This is a genomic window from Massilia sp. Soil_C_3, from assembly GCF_057657035.1.
In genome coordinates, this window is the sequence record NZ_JBDGJG010000003.1 from 411,505 (window position 1) to 432,205 (window position 20,701).

General features: G+C 67.8%; 12 protein-coding genes. 10 read left to right on the top strand and 2 right to left on the bottom strand.

The window, feature by feature from the left end:
* Window positions 1-227 precede the first annotated feature (227 nt).
* From AC3A6F_RS07565 to AC3A6F_RS07585, 5 genes are all read left to right on the top strand, one after another.
* A complete protein-coding gene (locus AC3A6F_RS07565) occupies window positions 228-3,311 on the top strand; it encodes a TonB-dependent receptor (protein ID WP_487679422.1) in 3,084 nt (1,027 codons plus the stop codon).
* Between the two features lie 186 nt (window positions 3,312-3,497).
* Window positions 3,498-4,682, top strand: a complete 1,185-nt coding sequence (locus AC3A6F_RS07570) for a fumarylacetoacetate hydrolase family protein (protein WP_487679424.1) — start codon at window positions 3,498-3,500, stop codon at window positions 4,680-4,682.
* A 26-nt stretch (window positions 4,683-4,708) separates the two neighbouring features.
* Window positions 4,709-5,527, top strand: a complete 819-nt coding sequence (gene xylB, locus AC3A6F_RS07575) for a D-xylose 1-dehydrogenase (RefSeq protein ID WP_487679426.1) — start codon at window positions 4,709-4,711, stop codon at window positions 5,525-5,527.
* Entirely contained in the window at window positions 5,524-6,402 is an 879-nt protein-coding gene (locus AC3A6F_RS07580) for an SMP-30/gluconolactonase/LRE family protein (RefSeq protein ID WP_487679428.1), read from the top strand. The genes xylB and AC3A6F_RS07580 overlap by 4 nt, the downstream gene beginning before the upstream one ends.
* Before the next feature lie 13 nt (window positions 6,403-6,415).
* Window positions 6,416-8,206, top strand: coding sequence for an IlvD/Edd family dehydratase (locus AC3A6F_RS07585; RefSeq protein WP_487679430.1), 1,791 nt, complete (start codon window positions 6,416-6,418; stop codon window positions 8,204-8,206).
* Between the two features lie 174 nt (window positions 8,207-8,380).
* Here AC3A6F_RS07585 and AC3A6F_RS07590 read toward each other — a convergent pair whose 3' ends face one another.
* Window positions 8,381-12,130: an AAA family ATPase gene (locus tag AC3A6F_RS07590; RefSeq protein ID WP_487679432.1), complete on the bottom strand. Its 3,750-nt coding sequence runs from the start codon at window positions 12,128-12,130 to the stop codon at window positions 8,381-8,383.
* The gene (locus tag AC3A6F_RS07595) at window positions 12,127-13,398 is read right to left on the bottom strand and encodes an exonuclease SbcCD subunit D C-terminal domain-containing protein (protein ID WP_487679434.1); all 1,272 of its coding nucleotides are present in this window, start codon (window positions 13,396-13,398) and stop codon (window positions 12,127-12,129) included. The genes AC3A6F_RS07590 and AC3A6F_RS07595 overlap by 4 nt, the downstream gene beginning before the upstream one ends.
* Before the next feature lie 359 nt (window positions 13,399-13,757).
* Between AC3A6F_RS07595 and AC3A6F_RS07600 the strand changes: the two genes are divergently transcribed.
* The 5 genes from AC3A6F_RS07600 to clpB all read left to right on the top strand — a co-directional run bounded on the left by AC3A6F_RS07600 (window position 13,758) and on the right by clpB (window position 20,629).
* Window positions 13,758-14,342, top strand: coding sequence for a hypothetical protein (locus tag AC3A6F_RS07600; protein WP_487679436.1), 585 nt, complete (start codon window positions 13,758-13,760; stop codon window positions 14,340-14,342).
* Window positions 14,343-14,420: 78 nt separating this feature from the next.
* The gene (locus AC3A6F_RS07605; RefSeq protein ID WP_487679437.1) at window positions 14,421-17,105 is read left to right on the top strand and encodes a DUF349 domain-containing protein; all 2,685 of its coding nucleotides are present in this window, start codon (window positions 14,421-14,423) and stop codon (window positions 17,103-17,105) included.
* On the top strand, window positions 17,102-17,560 hold the full coding sequence (gene moaE / locus AC3A6F_RS07610) for a molybdopterin synthase catalytic subunit MoaE (RefSeq protein WP_487679439.1): 459 nt from the start codon (window positions 17,102-17,104) through the stop codon (window positions 17,558-17,560). The genes AC3A6F_RS07605 and moaE overlap by 4 nt, the downstream gene beginning before the upstream one ends.
* Window positions 17,545-17,931, top strand: coding sequence for a fluoride efflux transporter CrcB (gene crcB / locus AC3A6F_RS07615; protein WP_487679441.1), 387 nt, complete (start codon window positions 17,545-17,547; stop codon window positions 17,929-17,931). Before moaE ends, crcB begins: the two co-directional genes overlap by 16 nt.
* A gap of 88 nt (window positions 17,932-18,019) precedes the next feature.
* The gene (clpB, locus tag AC3A6F_RS07620; RefSeq protein WP_487679442.1) at window positions 18,020-20,629 is read left to right on the top strand and encodes an ATP-dependent chaperone ClpB; all 2,610 of its coding nucleotides are present in this window, start codon (window positions 18,020-18,022) and stop codon (window positions 20,627-20,629) included.
* Window positions 20,630-20,701: the final 72 nt, after the last annotated feature.

Consider the following 20,701-nt stretch of genomic DNA (forward strand, 5'->3'; position numbering starts at 1 on the left):
GGCTATGCCACGCACCCTTCACCCATCCATTCCAGACGCGTGGTCGGCATCGCCCACCCCGCGTCCTGCGCATCCAGCCGGTTCGAACACCGTGACCTGCCGCTAGAGCGCGCCGGGAAGAACGCCCTGTTTGCCGCGTCGGGCGGTTTTACCTATCCATCAGACAACCGTAGAAGGTTGCTCACTTAGCAGTAAATAGAAGTAAAAAAACCATCAGGAGACATTGAATGACTCGTAATTCTCAGCAGCAGGGTGCGGCTCGCCGGCGCCAATGGGCGCTTGGCCTGACCGTCATGGCCGGCCTGGTTCACCAGGCATATGCGCAGGACACCACCGTCACCACCACCCCCGACGCCAACGCGCAGGCCAACGTGAACGTCGTGAAAGTGACCGGCTACCGCGGCAGTCTGCTGGCGTCCGCGCGCGACAAGAAGGAAGCCGTCGGCTTCCAGGACACCATCAGTTCGGAAGACATGGGTAAATTCCCGGACAAGAACATCGCTGAATCGCTCAGCCGCATTCCAGGTGTCCAGATTTCGCGCGACGTGACCGGCGAGGGCATGAACGTCCAGATCCGCGGCCTGGGATCGAGCTTCACCAAAGTCCTGTTGAACAATGCGCAGATCGCCGTGGCGTCGTCCGGACCGATCGACGGCGCCAGCACCAACCGCGAGATCGACCTCGACCTGCTGCCGACCGAACTGTTCACCAAGCTGACCGTCAGCAAGAGCCCGAATGCCTCGCAGCTCGAGGGTGGCGCCGCCGGTGTGGTCAACCTGCGCAGCGCGCGTCCCTTCGACAAGGAAGGCACCTACGTCGTCTACAGCGCGACCGCGCAGAAGCAGGAAATCGCCAACGACGTCGGCGCACGTGGCTCGCTCCTGGCCAGCAAGACCTGGGGCGACAAATTCGGTATCCTCGGCGGCGTGTACTACAACCGCCAGAAGGCACGCACCACCGGCTACGAGACGGTCGGCCTGACCAATGCCAACCTGTCGGCTGCGCAGAATGGCCTGCCGTCGCGTAACAACACCGGCGGCGGCAACTGGACGATCCCCGGCACCGTGCCAGTCGGCGCGGGCGCCGGCCTCGTTCCCGGTACGCCGATCAACCAGGGCTTCCTGGAAGCCAACAACCCGGGCACGAGCATCACCGCGATCGACAACGCGCTGGTGCCTCGCCTCGGCCGCTACATGGAGTACTACGGCGACCGCGACAAGGCCGCGGCCATCATCAGCGCCGAATACCGTCCCACCGAGAACCTGCACTTCTACGTCGATACGCTGTACAGCGAAAAAGACGACGACATGCAGCGCGTCGGCTACACCTGGGCGATGCGCAACGAGTTTGCCATTCCGCTCAATATGACTGTGGACCGTCCCGACTGCAACGCCGGCTGCACGGCGACGGGCGGCACCTTCGCCAACTCGCGCTACTTCATCGAATACGGCCCACGCCGCGACAAGACCACCCTCAAGGGCATCAACCCGGGGATGACGTGGCAGATCGCGCCAACCCTGAAGCTCGAGGCGCAGGCCAACGCGACGGAGTCGGACTTCACCCACGAAGCGCCGACCGTCATGCCGATCACCGCGGCGGGCAGCGGCCTTGTGGCCACGTATGACGCCACCAAGGGCGGCGTACCGAGCATCACGTTCAACAACGATGTGAACAACCCGGCCAATCTCGGCTGGGCAGGTGGCCGCGTCAATATCCAGAACGAGCTGCGCGAAACCAGCACCAAGGGCTTCCATACCGACCTGACCTGGGGTGACAACAAGCTGAACCTGAAGCTCGGCTACGCCTACGATGACATCGACCGCCGCATCCGCGGCCAGGACAACTCGGCCGCCTGGCAGGCTGCGGTGTGCGGCAACAATCCAAGCGTGTTCCTGCAAGGCCCCAACGGCGCCCCGGCCTGCGACGGCGCCAACACGCCTGGCGCGAGCGCAGCGGCGCTCTATCCCGGCTTCGGCACCGGCTACACCGCGGGACGCACCGACCAGCTGGTCTACCAGGGCTCGCTGATCCCGGCCGACAAGCTGGCAAGCTACCTGGTGCCTGGCGAATACGGCCGCCTGGTCGTCGACTGGGACCGTTTCAGGAAGGATTCGAACTACGACTACTACAACTCGACGGCGCCGGATTCGACCAGTTCGTCGACCGGGGCGAGCGCGGGTTATATGCGCGAGAAGAGCTCGGGCTTCTATACCGAGATCAACGGCTCGACCCTGCTCGCCAATATGCCGTTCCGGTATAACGCCGGCGTGCGGTATGTGCGCACCAAGCAGGAGGTCGGCTCGCTCAATTCGTTCAGCGACCCACGCAATGCAACGCTCACGGCGAACGGTTCCAAGTACCCGAACGCGACCGAGTGGCAGTATGTGAACAACACCTACAACAACACGCTGCCATCCGGTACCGCCGCCCTGACGGTCGCCAACAATGTCATCGTGCGCGCCGCGGCATCGAAGAGCATGACCCGCGCCAATCCGAACTCGCTGCGTCCTGGCATCAACTTCAGTTCGGTGTCGGCCGACGTCGGCACGATCGGCAGCCCCGAACTGATGCCCTACATCTCGAAGAACCTGGACTTCGGCGTCGACTGGTACACCGGCGGCGAAGGCTATGTGAGCCTGACCGTGTTCCAGAAGAAGCTCAAGGGCTTCACCGTGATCGAGAACCGTTCGCTGCCGTTCAGCGCGCTGGAACAGTATGGCGTCACCTACAACAACCTGATTCCGAACCAGCAGGCAGCGATCGACGCGCGCGGCGGTCCGGGCGCGGCGACCGTGGTGATGAGCCAGGAACGCAATGCCGGCGGCATCCTGCGCATCCGCGGCCTGGAAATCGGCTGGGTCCAACCGCTCGACAAGTTCTTGCCGATCAAGGGCTTCGGCTTCAGTGAAACCGCGACCCTGATCAACCAGTCGGCCAGCGGCGAAGGCACGAACGGCTTCGTGGCGCTGAACGTGCCGCGCAAGAGCAACAACTTCGGCGTCTACTACGAGAACCATGGCTTCATGGCCCGTTTCTCGCACACCTACCGCGAAGGCAGCCAGGCGGCCAACGGCGGCCAGAACGGTATCGCGGCGGCTGCCCTGTATGGCCGTGCCTACAAGCAGGCCGACTTCTCGTCGAGCGTGGATCTCGAGCAGGTGTTCGATCGTGAAAACTGGCCGACCATCACCTTCGATGTCGTCAACATCAACAAGGCCAAGCGCGACTCCTACTTCCAGTTCGAGAACGCGCAGTTCGGGTTCTATGACCCGGGCCGTACCTTCCAGCTGGGCCTGCGCGGCAAGTTCTGATACCGGCGCGGCTTGACGATCCTGCCCGCGCTTGCCGTGTACCGGTGAGCGCGGGCAGGGAAGTCAGGATCAAACCCGATGTTGGTCAATGATTGCGTTAACATTAATGTTAGAATCATGTCCGCCGATGCTTCATCACATACCGATACTGCCGCCCCCAAGGGCGGCATCATCAATAGAGGAATCATGACTACACTCCAAGCCAATCCGCTTCCCGATGACCTCGACCGCGCGCTGCTGGTCGGCCGGGTCTGGCGCACCGGCGCCAACGAAGGTCCAGCCGTGGTCGCCGTGCGCGGCGGCCGCCTGGTCGACATCACCCGCCATGCGCCGACCGTGGCCGACCTGTTCGAACGCTCCGACCTGCTGGCCATCGCGGGCAGCGCCGAGGGCGAGGACCTGGGCGAGGTGCGCGCGCTGATGGACGCCGCGCTGCGCGGCGAGCCCGGCGCCAACGGCATCCGCCTGCTGGCGCCATGCGACCTGCAGGCGATCAAGGCCGCGGGCGTGACTTTCGCCGTCAGCCTGCTGGAACGCGTGATCGAAGAGCAGGCCAAGGGCGACCCGTCGCGCGCCGAGGCGCTGCGCGAGCAGCTGCAGGCAACCATCGGCACCGACCTGTCGGACATCGTCCCGGGCTCCGAGGCTTCGGCGCGCCTGAAGACCGAGCTGTCGGCGCGCGGCCTGTGGTCGCAGTATATGGAAGTGGGCATCGGCCCGGACGCCGAAGTCTTCACCAAGTCGCAGCCGATGTCGTCGGTCGGCCACGGCGCCGACATCGGCCTGCATCCGACCTCGCACTGGAACAATCCGGAACCCGAGATCGTGCTGGCGGTGAACAGCCGCGCCGAGATCGTCGGCGCCACCCTGGGCAACGACGTCAACCTGCGCGACATCGAAGGCCGCAGCGCCCTGTTGCTGGGCAAGGCCAAGGACAATAACGGCTCCTGCGCCATCGGCCCCTTCGTCCGCCTGTTCGACGATACGTACACGCTCGACACCCTGCGCGAGTGCGAGGTGAACATGCTGATCGAAGGCGTCGACGACGGCTTCATCCTGGAAGGCAGCAGCCGCATGCGCGAGATCAGCCGCGACCCGCTCGACCTGGTGGCCCAGACCTGCGGCGCGCACCACCAGTACCCGGACGGCTTCATGCTGTTCCTCGGCACGATGTTCTCGCCGATCAAGGACCGTGACGCGGCAGGCGGCGGCTTCACCCACCACCTGGGCGACAAGGTCGGCATCTCGACGCCATCGCTCGGCACCCTGGTCAACACCGTGCAACGCAGCGACGCGATCACGCCCTGGACCTTCGGCGTGCGCGCGCTGTACGCCAACCTGGCGCAGCGCGGCTTGCTGGTCCAGAAATAAAAAACAGCCCTTAATACGAAAAACCCATGTCTGACATCAATCAACCGGGCTTTAAAAGCGCAGCCTTTGAATACGCAACTTATCCGGACCTGAACGGCAAGCGCGTCGTCATCACCGGCGGCGGCAGCGGCATCGGCGCCGAGCTGGTCACCGCCTTCGTCGGCCAGGGCGCCCGGGTCTGGTTCCTCGACATCGCCGAGGGCGCAGGACGCGCCCTGGCCGAGTCGCTGGCCAAATCGGTGGCCGACCCGACCCACGCGCCGCGCTTCCTCCACTGCGACCTGACCGACCTCGACGCGCTCAAGCGCACCTTCGACGGCATCGTGCAGGAAGCCGGCGCCGTCGACATCCTGCTCAATAACGCGGCCAACGACGATCGTCACCACATCGGCGACGTCACCCCGGCCTACTGGGAAAGCCGGATGAACGTCAACCTGCGTCACCAGTTCTTCTGTTCCCAGGCCGTCATTCCAGGCATGCGCGAGCAGGGCCATGGCGTGATCCAGAATTTCGGCTCGATCTCGTGGCACCTGCCGCATACCGAGCTGGCCCTGTACATGACGGCCAAGGCCGGCGTCGAGGGCATGACGCGCGCCATGGCGCGCGAGCTCGGACCGCACGGGATCCGCGCGGTGGCGGTGATTCCCGGCGCGGTGCGCACCCCGCGCCAGGAAGCGCTGTGGCATACGCCGCACGAGGAAGCGCGCATCCTGAACGGCCAGTGCCTGCAGGAGCGCGTGGAAATGCAGGACGTGGCGGCGCTGTCGCTGTTCCTCGCCTCGAACAATGCGCGCCGCTGCAGCGGCCGCGAATACTTCGTCGACGCGGGCTGGTACGGCGCATGAACACCGCGCCGCACTGCCTGTGGGAGGTGGGGGCCACGCTTGGCGAAGGCGCGCTGTGGCATGGCGCGGCGGGCCAGGTGTGGTTCGTGGACATCAAGGGCCGGCGCCTGCATTGCTACGACACCCGGGACGGTGCAAAGCGCAGCTGGGATGCGCCGGGGCAGGTGAGTTTCGTGGTGCCGGTCACGGGCGGCGGTTTCGTCTGCTCACTGGAAGATGGCCTGTACCGCTTCCATGAAACCACCGGCGAATTCTCGCCCTTGCTGAAGGTCGAGGCCGACCAGCCGGGCAACCGCTTCAACGACGGCCACGTCGACGCCGAGGGACGCCTGTGGTTCGGTTCGATGGACGATGCCGAGGACCAGGCCACCGGCGCCCTGTACCGTTTCGACGGCCGCGCGGCGAGCCGCGTGGACGACGGCTACGTGATCACCAACGGCCCGGCCGTCAGCCCCGACGGCCGCACGCTGTACCACACCGATACGCTGGCCAAGCGCATCTTTGCCTTCGACCTGGGCCAGGACGGCCTGGTCGTGCGCAAGCGCCTGTTCACCGAACTGGCGGACGGCGGGTATCCGGACGGGATGGCGGTCGACGCCGAAGGCTGCCTGTGGGTGGCCACCTTCGGCGGCTGGCGCATCGACCGTTTCGACCCGCAGGGACGCAAGCTGGGCGAAGTGCGCTTCCCGTGTGCGAACATCACCAAGCTGGCCTTCGGCGGCGACGACCTGCGCACCGTGTATGCTACGACGGCGCGCAAGGGCCTGTCCGCCGTCCAGCTCGAGGCGCAGCCGCTCGCGGGCGGGCTGTTCACTTTCCGCGCCGACGTGCCGGGACTGCCGCAGCATGCGCTGCGGTTGCAGGATCAACCATAGAATAATCGACTCAATGAGCAACAACGCGAGCAACAACGCCAAGCGCCGCTACCGGTCCCAGGACTGGTTCGACAATCCCGAGCGCATCGACATGACCGCGCTCTACCTCGAGCGCTTCATGAACTACGGGATCACGCCCGAGGAGCTGCGCTGCGGCAAGCCGATCATCGGCATCGCCCAGAGCGGCAGCGACATCACGCCGTGCAACCGCATCCACCTGGAGACCGTCAAGCGGGTGCGCGACGGCATCCGCGACGCCGGCGGCATTCCGATGGAATTCCCGCTGCATCCGATCTTCGAGAACTGCCGCCGTCCGACCGCGGCGCTGGACCGCAACCTGGCCTATCTCGGCCTGGTCGAGATCCTGCACGGCTATCCGATCGATGCCGTGGTGCTCACCACCGGCTGCGACAAGACCGTGCCGGCCCAGCTGATGGCTGCGGCCACGGTCGACATTCCCGCCATCGTGCTGTCGGGCGGCCCGATGCTCGACGGCTGGTTCGAGGGTGAGCTGGTGGGTTCCGGCGCCGCCATCTGGAAGGCGCGCCGCCAGCTGGCGGCCGGCGCCATCGACGAGAAGAAGTTCGTCGACATTGCCACCGCGTCGGCGCCGTCGGCCGGTCACTGCAACACCATGGGCACCGCCTCGACGATGAATGCAGTGGCCGAGGCCCTGGGCATGTCGCTCACCGGCTGCTCGGCGATTCCCGCGCCATACCGCGAGCGCGGCCAGATGGCCTACGAAACGGGCCGCCGCATCGTCGAACTGGCGAAAGATGACGTGCGCCCGTCGCAGATCCTGACCCGCGACGCCTTCCTGGATGCGATCGTGGTCAACGCCGCGATCGGCGGCTCGAGCAACGCCCAGCCGCACATCGTGGCCATGGCGCGCCATGCGGGCGTGGAGATCACGCCAGAAGACTGGATGGAATACGGCTACGACGTGCCGCTGCTGCTGAACATGCAGCCGGCCGGAAAATACCTGGGCGAGCGCTTCCACCGCGCCGGCGGCGTGCCGGCCGTGATGTGGGAGCTGGAGCAGGCGGGTAAGCTGCGCTCGCAGCGCCTCACCGTCACCGGCAAGACCATTGCCGAGAACATCTACAACCGCGAGACCGACGACCGCGAGATGATCAAGCCGTTCGCCGAGCCGCTGAAAGATACCGCAGGCTTCCTGGTCCTGAAGGGCAATCTGTTCGACTTCGCGATCATGAAGACCAGCGTTATTTCGCCGGCCTTCCGCGCGCGCTACCTGGCCAATCCGGGGCACGAGAACTGCTTCGAGTGCAAGGTGGTCGTGTTCGACGGCTCCGACGACTATCACCACCGGATCAACGATCCGAGCCTGGGCATCGACGAGTACACGATGCTGGTGATCCGCGGCGCGGGTCCGGTCGGCTGGCCCGGTTCGGCCGAGGTGGTCAATATGCAGCCGCCCGATCACCTGATCAAGCAAGGCATCAGCAACCTGCCGACCCTGGGCGACGGCCGCCAGTCGGGCACCTCGGACAGCCCGTCGATCCTGAACGCCTCGCCCGAGAGCGCGGCCGGCGGCAACCTGGCGCTGCTGCGCACGGGCGACGTGGTGCGCGTGGACCTGAACCACGGCCGTTGCGACGTGCTGCTGTCGGATGAAGAGATGGACGCGCGCCGCCAGGACACGCCGCCGGCGATCCCCGCCAGCCAGACCCCGTGGCAAGAGATCTACCGCGCCTCGGTGGGCCAGTTGCACAAGGGCGCGTGCATGGAGCTCGCCTTGCCGTATCGCGGCGTGGGGCATGATATGCCGCGGCACAACCACTGATCCAACGAGCGAACAGCCTTCAATCGTTAGCTCTGAAACGTCGTCCCCGCGCAGGCGGGGACCCAAGTATCACGCAGACCACTAAAGCAGATCGTAGTGGCTGTGCGTGTGAACTTGGGTCCCCGCCTTCGCGGGGACGACGTCTTTTGGCCAACAATACGGTTCTATTCCACCTTACTCCACCACCACCGCGCTGCTGCCTCCACCGGCGGGCCGCACCAGCACCTTGGTCGCGATGCGTTCGGTCATCTCCTGCACGTGCGAGATCACGCCGACCTTGCGGCCCATCGACTGCAGCGCGTCCAGGGCGTCCATCGCCACTCCCAGCGTTTCGCTATCGAGGCTGCCGAAGCCTTCGTCGATGAACAGCGATTCGACCCGCACCCGGTTCGACGACAGCGAGGCCAGGCCCAGCGCCAGCGCCAGCGACACCAGGAACGATTCGCCGCCCGACAGCGAGTTCACCGAACGCACTTCGCCGCCCATGTCCTGGTCGCGCACCATCAGCGCCAATGACGGCATGCCCTGGTAGCTGACGCGCTCCAGCCGGTAGCGCCGGGCCAGCTGCTTCAGGTGTTCATTGGCATAGCCGAGCAGCACGTCCAGCGTGAATTGCTGGGCGTAGTTGCGGAACTTCTTGCCGTCGCTGGAGCCGATCAGCTCCGACAGCTTGCCCCAGCGCTGATCGAGCGCCTGCTGGCGCTCGATCTCGGCCAGGCTCGATTCCGCCTGGCGGCGCCGCTCGTCGTCCTGCATCGCGCGCAGGCGCAAGGCGGTCGCCGCTTCGATCGATGCCTGGCGTTCGACCACCAGTGCGCCGAAGGTGGCCTGCACCGCCTCGAACGGATGGCCGTCCGGCGGCGCCGACGCGAGATGCGCCGCGCGCTGGGCGCGCCGTTCGGCCAGGATCGCGCTGGCATTGGCGATCCCGGTCTCGATGGCGTTCAGGGCGCTGCGCTCCTGCGCCAGCCAGGCGGCGCCGACCTGCAGCAGGCGCGCCAGTTCGTCGGTGTCATTGATGTCGTCCAGGCCGTCGGCCTGGCGCCGGTAGTCTTCCAGCCAGTCGGCGAGTCGCGCGCTGGCCGTGGCGCCGGCTCCGTCGAGTTCCGCGATGCGCTCGAGCAGCTGGGCCTGCGCGGTGCGGGCCCGGGTCTCGGCCTGCGCCGCCTCGTTGGCGGCCTGCTGGCGCGCCGCGACCTGCTCGCGCGCGCCGCTCACGGCGGCGGCGAGTTCGCGTTCGATCTCGCCCACCGCGCGGCCTTGCCACAAGGCGGCGCGCGCCGCGCGTTTCGCGCCCGACTCGCCGTTGATGCGCTCGAACTCAAAGGCCAGCCTGACGCCCGCCGCGTCGATCTCGGCGATGCGCGCCTGGAGCGCGCCCGCCTCGACTTCCAGCGGCGCGATCGCGGCGGCCCCGCGGGCCTGGGCCTCGGTCTGCTCGCGCCAGCCGGCGGCTTCCGTCGCGCGGGCCTGGCTCCAGCCTGCGGGATCGCGACGCCATGCGGTCTGCCAGCCGTCGCCGTGGGCGGCCGCCATGGCGGGATCGAGCTCGGCCAGCAGGGCATCCAGTTGCGTGGCTGCCGCCTGCTGGCCGGAGTCCAATGCTTTCAGTTCGTTCTGCAAGCGGGCCGCCGTCTCGCGCTCGGTCTCGGCATTCTGGCGCAATTTGGCCAGCACCGATTGCGCGCCGTCGACGTCACGCTGGGCCGCATCGCGCGCACTGGCGGCGGCGCGCCAGGCTTGCTCGCGCCGCGCCAGCGCATCGAGCGCGTCGCGCACGGCGCCGCGTTGAACGCCGAACCAGTCGACGCGTGCCGGTTCGCCTGGCGCCTCGGCCGCCAGTGGATCGGCATCCCAGGCCTCGACCAGGCCGGCGATGCGCAGATCGATTGCCGTGCGGTCCCGCGCGAGCGCCTCCAGCCGTTCCTGGGCGGCGGCGAGGGCGGCGCCGTGGGTCGCCTGCAGCGCGCCATTCTCGCGCACCCGCAGGCGGCAACCGTCGACTTCGGCCCGCAGGCCCGTCAACATCGCGTTCAGCGTCGCATCCTGATGGGCGTACGGGTGCTCAAGGGCGCCGCAAACGGGGCAGGGATCGTCGTCGATCAGGTTCGCACGCAGTTGCTCCACATTGGCGGCGCACGCCAGTTCGGCGGCGCTCAGCGAGCGTTCCGACTGTGCCATTGCCGCTTCCAGTGTCGGCGCCGCGGCGCGCGCCTCGTGCAGGGCGCGTTCGGCGCCGGCCGCCGCGCTTGCGGCGCGCTCGGATTCACGCGCGAGTCCGGCCAGCGTCTCGCGCGCCGCCGACAGGTCGAGCCAGGCGCGTTCGGCCGCCGCCAGCCGTTCGCGGCGTCCTTCCAGCTGCTGGCGTTCGGCGCCGATCGCCTCGGCGTCGAACTCCCCGAGCGCCGCCATCGCCGCGCGCCGGTTCTCCTCCAGTGTGTCGAGACCTTCGATGGCCTGCGCCAGCGCGCTGGCCGCCTGGGCGTCACGTCCCGCCGCCTGGTCGGCCGCCGCGCGAGTTGCCGCCAGCGTCGTTGCACCGGCGGCGAGGGAAGACTGGGCCTGGCCGGCCTGGCGCAGCAGGCGTTCCCACTGCTGCCATCCGGTGGCCACGGCCTCGTGCCGGGACTGGGCCGCCAGCCACGCGGCGGCGGCCTCGACCAGGCCGCGTGCGCGCGCGAGTTCTTCCGACTTGGCCTGATGCTGGACACGCGCTTCGCGGGCCTGCTGGCGCGCCGCTTCCAGCGCGGCTTTTGCCTGGGTATGGCCGGGGGCAAGCGTCTCGAGTGCGGCATCGAGCGCCTTGGCCTGGTCCAGTTGCGGTCCGGCGGCGCGCAGTTGCTCATCCAGCGCGTCGAGGCGCGCGATGGCGGCATCGACTTCGGCGCTGCTGGTGCGGCGAAGTTCGAGCGCCGCCGCCAGCTCGCCTTCGAGCTTGGCGACCGAAGAATGGGCCTGGCGTCGCTCGGCTTCCAGGCGCTGGACTTCGACCGCCAGCGGCCGCGCCGGTTGCACCGCTTCCAGCGTGGCCAGGCGCTGGCGTCGTTCGGCAGCCGCGCCACGCTCGGCGTTGGCGGCGGCCAGCGCTTCCTCGGCCTGGGCCTGGCCGCGCCCGAGCTTGTCGAGCTCCTGGTGCCAGCGCAGTTGCTGTTCCAGCAGGGCGTGGCGGCTGTCGAGCGCTTCGCGCGCGGCATCGGCGGCGCTGCGTTCGAGGTCGAGCTGGGCGCGCTCGCTTGGTGCCAGCGGCGCGACATTGGCCAGCTTGGCCTGCAGCACCTGGGTGCGCTGCTGTTCGAGCTTGTAGCGCTCGAAGGCGCGGCGCGAGATCTCGCTATAGACCGTGGTGCCGGTGAGGGTCTCGAGCAGCTCGCCGCGCTCGTTCTCGTCGGTCTTGAGGAAGGCCGAGAACTCGTTCTGGGCCAGCAGCACGGCGCGCGTAAATTGTTCGAACGACAGGCCGATGCGCTGCACGATCTCCGCCGCCACCTCGGTCTTGGTGCCGCCGATCGGCGCGAGTTCCGGCAGGCGGTGCAGGCTCATCTTGGCCGGCTGCAGCGCGCCGCCCGGCTTGCCGTAGGAACGGCGCACGCTCCAGCGCGCGCGGTAGCGGCCGTCGTCGCTGCCGACGAAGTCGACTTCGGCCCAGGCCTCGGCCGCGCCGCGCCGCAGCAGGGTGCGCGGGTCGAGCGCCGAGACGGTGTCGCCGCCGACGTCCGGCAACTGGCTGCCGGCGCGCTTGAGCATGCGTGGGGTGGCGTCGTACAGCGCCAGGCACAGGGCGTCGAGCAGGGTGCTTTTTCCCGCGCCGGTTGGGCCGCTGATCGCGAACAGGCCGGTGGTGGCAAGAGGCCCGGATTCGAAGTCGACCGCGAATTCGCCCGCCAGCGAGGCCAGGTTCTTGCCGCTGATACGGAGGATCTTCATGGCGCGTCTCCTTCCACGGCGAGGAACAGTTCGGCGAACGACGCGATCTGCTCGGGCGGCGCCTCGTCGCCATATTTTTGCCGCCACAGGCGGCGGAAGATGTCGTCCGGCTGCAGCTGCGCAAGCTGGTCCAGGCTCAGGGCTTCGGCCTCGTCGCTTGCTGCGACCAGCTTGCGGGTCGGCTCGATCTTGGCCAGCCGCACCGGCTTGCCCTCCAGGACCGCCTCGATGCGGGCGCGCAGGCCCGGCTCGGGTCCGTCCAGCAGCACCCGCACTTCGAGATAGGGCCAGGCCTGCTGCGGGAGTTCAGGGTCCAGTTCCAGCTCCTCCAGCGCCGCCAGCGCGTCTTCCAGCGGCGCCGGCGTGGCGGGCACGCGCAGTAGCTGGACCGGGCGCGGCACGAACAGTGGCGTGATGGCGCCGGCCTTGCCGCCTTCGAGATCGATGCGCAGCACCTGGTGCTGGTAGCCGACTTCGGAGAACGACAGCGGCAGCGGGCTGCCGCAATAGCGCACGTGTTCGAGGCCGCCGACGCGCTGGGCCAGGTGCAGGTGGCCCAAGGCCGCATAGGCGATGCCGGCGTCGAACATGCTGACCGGCAGGGCCTCGCTGCCGCCGATCACGATGCGGCGTTCGGAGTCTTCGGACGCCTGGCCCTTGGCCATATGGCAGTGGCCCATGGCGACGATGGCCTGGCCTTCGGCCGCCCGTTCGCGCGCCAGCGCATGCGCCTGGCGGTAGAGCAGGGCGGTGCCGTGCATATAAGGGTCGCGCACGCTGTCTTCGGCCGGCTCACTGCCGTCGGCGGCGCGCAGGCGCGGCAGGTCGCCGGGGCGCAGGAAGGGCACGGCCAGGCACCACGCCGCGGTATTGCCGTCGCGGTCGCGCAGCGGCACCAGCAGGCGTTCCAGGTCGATCTCGCCGTCGCCGCGGCGCAGGACGTTGCCGACCACGATCGTGCCATGGGCTTCCAGCAGCGGCGTCGGCGCTTCCAGCCGGCCCGGCGAATCGTGGTTGCCGGCGATGACCACCACCTGCAGGTGCGGCACGCGGGTGCGCGCCTGCTGCAGGAAGCGGTACAGCTGGCGCTGCGCGTTCGAGGACGGATTGGCGGTGTCGAAGATGTCGCCCGCGATCAGGAGCACGTCGATCTGCTCCTCGGCCAGCGTGTCGGCCAGCCAGTCGAGGAAGCACTGGTGTTCGTAGGTCCGGTCGTGATTGTGCAGGGTCTGGCCGAGGTGCCAGTCGGAGGTGTGCAGCAGCCGCATGAGGAATTGACGAGTGAGGGTGAAGAAGGTCGGTAGGCAGGATCGGGAAAGCGCGCTTACTATAGCGCAGCTGGGCGCCGCCCTGCTGGACAATGGATGGGCGCGGCGCAGTGCGATGCAGCGGTAGCATGTTGGAAGAGTGTTTTGTAGAGGAAATTCACCCCGTCTGACCTCGCTCGCATTGTGAAATCGGGTTTGATCAATGTCAAACCCGCCCACCTTCTTCTCTCTACACTACGAAGTTCCTGTCGGCCGGCACATACCAAACACAATAGCCGGCTACCCCTATAAAGCATCCCCGACCGCCATAGGCATGGATTATCCACGCGCGCCGGAGGAGCAAATTGAGAGGAGACACCATGCTGACATCAACCTATACGCTTGTTGCCTTGTCCGTCGAGCAAGCACGCACGCGGATCGAGGTGCAGGCATTGCTCGAGCGCTGGCGACCTTGTGCCTGGTGGGGCGAACCGCCCGCCATGCCCCAGTACGAACAGGCGTGCGAAGCGCTGCGCCAGGTGTGCGAGGCCTGCCACTGGCGCAAGCTCGACAAGTTCGTGCTGCCGGCGCTGCGCCGGCGCGGCGAGGGTGCCGCCCGGCTGGTGGCCGAGCTGGATGGGTTGGGCCGGCAGGCGCTCGAAGCGCGCAAGGCGGCGCAGGCGGCAGCCGCCCTTGGCGATCCCAGCTGCCTGGCGGCGCTCGAGCGCTGCTGCGAGCTGCTGCTCGAACGCCTCGAACGCGAAGAGCGCGAACTGCTGCCGCTGGCGCGCACCATGATCCCGGGCGAGGCCTGGTTCGCCATCGCCAACCAGATGCTGGCGCACGACGCCCACCAGAGCGAAAACCGTGGCGACAGTCGCGGCGCCGACATGGGCGTGATGCGCGGGCCGCCGCCAGCTGAGATTTCCTCAAGGCAAAATCACGCTTTGCCACTCGTAAACTAAGGGGGCAGCCGGGCCGGACATGTCGATCGAAGCCGAGGTTCTTTGCTATGATGGGAGTTTTGGAAGTGCGATTTCATCATGTTCGAATTCCTATTCAAGCGGCAGGGCGGGAAATCGGCCACGTCCGGCGACAAGCCGGAGGCCAAACCTGCCGCGGCGAAGGCCTCGGGGCCGGCGGATCGCGGCGTCAAGGCTGGTTCGGGCAAGTCGGGCACTCCTGCTGCTGCTGCTGCTGCTGCTGCGCATGACGCGCAGGCTGCCCGCTTAGCGCTCGCTGATGCCCGCGCACGCCAGGCCGAACGGCTCAAGGCGCTGGGCGCCGACGAAGCGGCCGCCGTCGATTTCATCCTCCAATCCGAATTTTCCGAACTGCGCCTGGCCGCGGCCGAACTGGTCCACGGGCGCGAGCACCTCGAGCGCGTGCACACGGCAATGCGCAACGTCGACCGCCGCGTCGCCAAGCTGGTGCAGGGCAGGCTGGACGCGATCCGCCACCATGAATCCGAACTGCGCCGCGGCGAAGAGGCGCTGGCCCAGGCCCGGTCGCTGCTGAACGACACCCTCCTGACCCCGAACCACGTGGCCGAGCTGGACCGCAAATGGTCGGTCATCCGCGCTCCCGAGCTGGCGCCCGACTTCGACACCGTGCGCGCCGAACTCGGCCGCCGCCTCGAATCGCAGGTGGCGCTGCAGCGCGCCATGATCGACCGCCTGGCCGTCTTGCGCGCCCTGGACGCGGGTGGGCTGGACGCGGCCGCGCTGGCCGCGCGCCTGGCCGGGCTGCAGCAGGAGCAGGAGGCGGCCCTGGTCGATCCCGGCCACGCCTCGCTGCCGCGCGCCCTGGTCGCCGAATTCGCGACCGAACACGCACGCCTGACGGCCAGCCTGGCGACGATCGAACAAGACCAGGCCGCGTTGGCCGCGCGCGGGGCGGCCCTGGCTGCATGGCAAGCGCAGGCTCCGGCTGAACTCAAGCAGGAGACGCTGCGCCGGGAATGGCAGCGCCTGCCGGCCTTGCCGGCCAACGCCGCTGGCGGCGCCCTGCAGGAGCGCTTCGACGCGCTGCTCGCGGGCCTGCCGCAGGAAACGCGTCCGGCCAAGCCGGTGCCGGTCGTGAGGGAGGGCAGCAAGGAGGGCGCAAAAGAGGGCGGCAGGCCGGCCGCACGCGGCGCCGACCAGTCCTTCCTCGACAGTATGGATGCGCTCGAAGCAGCCTTGCAGCAAGGCTCGCTCGGCACCGCCGCCGAGCTCGACAAGGCGCTGAAGGAAGCCAGGGACAAGGGCATGCGCCTCTCCGCGCCGCAGGCCGACCGCCTGACCCATCTGCGCGCCGAGCTCAAGCGGCTGTCGGACTGGGCGCGCTGGGGCGGCAACGTCTCGCGCGAAGAACTGATCAAGACCGTCGAATCGCTGCCGACCCAGGGCCTGGCGATGGCCGAGCTGGCCAAGAAGGTGGGCAGCATGCGCGATCGCTGGAAAGCCCTGGACAGCCTGTCCGGCCCGGCGCCGCGCAGCCTGTGGGAGCGCTTCGACGCCGCCTGCAGCGCCGCCTATGCGCCGGCCGCAGCCCACTTCAGGCAGCTGGCCGACGAACGCCATACCAATGCGGCGCGCGGCCAGGCCCTGGTCGAGGAAGCGCAAGCCGAGATCGGGCGCCTGCAATCGGGCGAGGCCGATTGGAAGCACGTGTCCGGCACCGTGCAGCGCCTGCGCACCGCCTGGAGCCACCTGGGCGCGGTCGACCGCAAGGAAAAGAAGCGCCTGGACGGCCTGTTCGCCGACGCGCTGACCACCTTGCAACGCCCGCTGGAAGACCAGCGCAAGGTCGAGATCGCGGTGCGCGAGCAGTTGATCGAAGAAGTGCACAAGCTCGACCCGCATGAGCGCCACGCCGTGGACATGCTGCGCGAGCTGCAGGCGCGCTGGCAGGAACATGCGCGCGCGCTGCCGCTCGAGCGCAAGGCCGAGCAGGCGCTGTGGCAGCGCTTCCGCGGCGCCTGCGACGCGCTGTTCGCCGCGCGCAAGGAGCAGGCGCACGCGGCCGACAGCGAGCGCCGCGCCCACGAGATCGCCAAGGAAGCCGTGTGCGAACGCCTGGAAGCAGCCGCGCCGGATGCCCTGCCGGCCAACGTCGGCAAGTTGCTCCGCGAGGCCGCCGCCGAATGGCAGGCGATCGGCCCGGTGCCGCGCGCCCACGAGGCGCGCATCGACAAGCGCTATCACGCCGCTATCGCCAAGGTCCAGCAGCATGCCGACGCCGCCCGCCGCGCGCAGGATACGGCGCTGGCCGGGGCCGTGCGCGACAAGCTGCGCCTGGTCCAGTCGCTCGAGACGGCACTGGCCAATCCCGACGCCCAAACCCAGGCTTCGGACTGGCGCGGGCGCTGGGACGCCATGCTGGCGCTGGACGGCGGCTACGAGCCGATCCTGCATGCGCGCTTCGACGCCGCCCTTGCGGCACTGGAAGCGTCCGACGGCGAACGCGCCGCCTACGTGCGCCAGATGGAAGGCAACCGTGAGCACCTGCTGAACGACTTGCTGCGCCTGGAAATCGCGGCCGGCATCGACAGCGGCCCCGAGTTCGCGCGCGAGCGCCTGCGCCTGCAGGTCGAGGTGCTGCAAAGCTCCCTCAAGTCGGGCCAGAAGCCGGGCGCGCAGGCGGCCGAACTGCGCGCGCTGCTGGCGTTGCCGGCCCTGCTCGACGTGCGCACCGAGACCCGCATCGAACACCTGTTGCTGCGCCAGCCGAAGGACCATTCATGAACGAAGTACGGGTACAGACCGGGGATTTCGACCTCGGCCAGGAAGTGGCGCGCCTGCGCGCCGGCGATGCGCGCATCGGCGCCGTGGTGTCTTTCGTCGGCACCGTGCGCGACTTGAACGATGGCGCCAGGGTCTCCGAGATGGAGCTGGAACACTATCCGGGCATGACCGAGAAGTCACTGGAGGAAATCGCGGCGCGCGCCTCTGAACGTTGGCCCCTGTACGGCACCCTGGTCATCCACCGCGTCGGCCCGCTGGCGCCGCTGGACCAGATCGTGCTGGTGGCCTGCAGCGCCGCCCATCGGGGCGATGCGTTTGCGGCCTGCGAATTCATCATGGACTACCTCAAGACCGAGGCGCCGTTCTGGAAGAAAGAGCAAACGCCTGACGGCGCGCGCTGGGTCGACGCCCGCGTCAGCGACGATACCGCGAAGGCCAAGTGGGAAGCGCCCTGAGCTTTGCCGCGGTCGGCATCGGCGCCGCGCTCGGCGCCTGGCTGCGCTGGGGCCTGGGGCTGTGGCTGGGCGGCCTGCACGGCTTCGTGCAGATCGGGACCCTGGCGGCCAACCTGGTCGGCGGCTTTCTTGTCGGCCTGGCGCTCGGCTTCTTCACCGACCAGCCGCAACTGGCGCCCGAATGGCGCCTGTTCGTCATCACAGGTTTCCTCGGGGGCCTGACCACCTTCTCGACCTTTTCGGGCGAATCGGTGACGCTGCTGCAGCGCGGAGAGGTCGGCTGGGCGCTGGCGCATACGGCGCTGCACCTGTTTGGCGCGCTGCTGCTGTGCGCGGCCGGATTCGCTATCTGGCGCGCGCTGCGCGGTTAGCTCCCGGCAGGCGCCGGCTATCTTGAAAACCCGCCCGTTCATCCCTATCTTGCTCTCAAGCTAATAACAACCTCTAGGGAGCAACACCATGCGGCAAGATAAATTGACGACCAAGCTCCAGGAAGCGCTGGCGGATGCCCAGAGCCTGGCGGTCGGCAACGACAATCAATACATCGAATCGATTCACCTCCTGCTGGCCCTGCTGAACCAGGACGACGGCAGCGCGCGCTCGCTGCTGCAGCGCGCCGGCGTCAATGTCGGCGCGCTGACCAATGCCCTGAAGGCGCAACTGGAGCGCCAGCCGAAGGTCACCGGCGCCGGCGGCAACGTCCAGGCCGGACGCGACCTGATGGCCTTGCTGAACCTGTCCGATCGCGAGGCGCAAAAGCGCGGCGACCAGTTCCTGTCGTCCGAGATGGTGCTATTGGCGCTGGCCGACGACAAGTCCGACGCCGGTCGCCTGGCGCGCGAAAGCGGCCTGGCCCGTAAATCGCTGGAGTCGGCCATTTTAGCCGTGCGCGGCGGCGAAGCCGTAAACTCGCCCGAGGCCGAAGGCCAGCGCGAATCCCTCAAAAAATACACGCTCGACCTGACCGAGCGCGCCCGCGCCGGCAAGCTCGACCCGGTGATCGGCCGCGACGACGAGATCCGGCGCGCGATCCAGGTGCTGCAGCGGCGCAGCAAGAACAACCCGGTGCTGATCGGCGAGCCCGGCGTGGGCAAGACCGCGATCGTCGAGGGCCTGGCCCAGCGCATCGTCAACGGCGAAGTGCCCGATTCGCTCAAGGGCAAGCGCGTGCTGTCGCTCGACATGGCGGCGCTGCTGGCCGGCGCCAAGTACCGCGGCGAGTTCGAGGAGCGGCTCAAGAGCGTATTGAAGGAGCTGGCGCAGGATGAAGGCCAGACCATCGTCTTCATCGACGAGCTCCACACCATGGTCGGCGCCGGCAAGGCCGAAGGCGCCATGGACGCCGGCAATATGCTCAAACCCGCGCTGGCGCGCGGCGAGCTGCACTGCGTCGGCGCGACCACGCTCGACGAGTACCGTAAGTACGTCGAGAAGGACGCCGCGCTCGAGCGCCGCTTCCAGAAGATCATCGTCGACGAGCCGAGCGTGGAGGCGACCATCGCCATCCTGCGCGGCCTGCAGGAGAAGTACGAGCTGCACCACCAGGTGGACATCACCGACCCGGCAATCATCGCCGCGGCCGAGCTGTCGCACCGGTATATCACCGACCGCTTCCTGCCCGACAAGGCGATCGACCTGATCGACGAGGCGGCGGCCAAGATCAAGATCGAGATCGATTCCAAGCCCGAAGTCATGGACCGCCTCGAGCGGCGCATGATCCAGCTGAAGATCGAACGCGAAGCCGTGCGCCGCGAGACCGACGAAGCCTCGCAGCGCCGCCTGGAATTGCTCGGCGAAGAGATCGCGCGCCTTGAACGCGAGTACAACGACTACGAAGAAGTGCTGAAGGCCGAGAAGGCGGCGGTGCAGGGCACCACCCACATCCGGGAAGAGATCGAGCGCATCCGCTTCCAGATGGACGAGGCCAAGCGCCAGAGCAACTGGCAGCAGGCTTCGGAGCTGCAGTATGGCCGCCTGCCGGACCTGGAAGCGCAGCTGCGCCAGGCCGAGGAAGCCACGGCCCGTGCGGAGACGGATAACGTGAAACCGAAGCTGCTGCGCACGCAGGTGGGCGCCGAAGAGATCGCCGAAGTGGTGTCGCGCGCGACCGGCATCCCGGTGGCGCGCATGATGCAGGGGGAGCGCGACAAGCTGCTGCATATCGAGGACGAACTGCACAAGCGCGTGGTGGGCCAGGACGAGGCGATCGAGGCGGTGTCGGATGCGATCCGGCGCTCGCGCGCCGGGCTGTCGGACCCGAACCGTCCCTATGGCTCCTTCATGTTCCTGGGTCCGACCGGGGTCGGCAAGACCGAGCTTTGTAAAGCGCTGGCGGGCTTCCTGTTCGATACCCAGGATGCGCTGATCCGCATCGACATGAGCGAATTCATGGAGAAGCATTCGGTCGCCCGCCTGATCGGCGCGCCGCCGGGCTACGTCGGCTACGAGGAGGGCGGTTATCTCACCGAGGCCGTGCGCAGAAAACCCTATAGCGTGATCCTGCTCGACGAGATCGAGAAGGCGCACCCGGACGTGTTCAACGTGCTGCTGCAGGCGCTGGACGACGGCCGCATGACCGATGGCCAGGGCCGTACCGTGGACTTCAAGAACACGGTGATCGTGATGACCTCGAACCTCGGCTCGCACCGGATCCAGGCGATGGACACCGACGAACCGGCGGTGGTCAAGATGGCCGTGATGGCCGAGGTGCGTGGCCACTTCCGTCCCGAGTTCATCAACCGGATCGACGAGATCGTGGTGTTCCATGCGCTCGACGAGAAGAATATCGGCGCCATCGCCCGCATCCAGCTGCACAACCTGGAGACGCGGTTGGCCAAGATGGAAATGACGCTGGATATCGACGAAGAGTCGCTGCAAAGAATCGCCGAGGCCGGCTACGATCCGGTGTATGGCGCGCGTCCGCTCAAGCGCGCGATCCAGCAGCAGATCGAGAATCCGCTGTCCAAGGCGATCCTGGCGGGCCGCTTCGGACCGAAGGACACGATTCCGGTGCGGGTGCGTCACGGCGAACTCGTGTTCGGCGACGAGACAGTCGACCTGGCCAAGTAAGCCATTCGTTGTAAAGCGACTGAAGGGCGCGGCATCTGCTGCGCCCTTTGTCCGTTTACGCTCGCCTGCAGG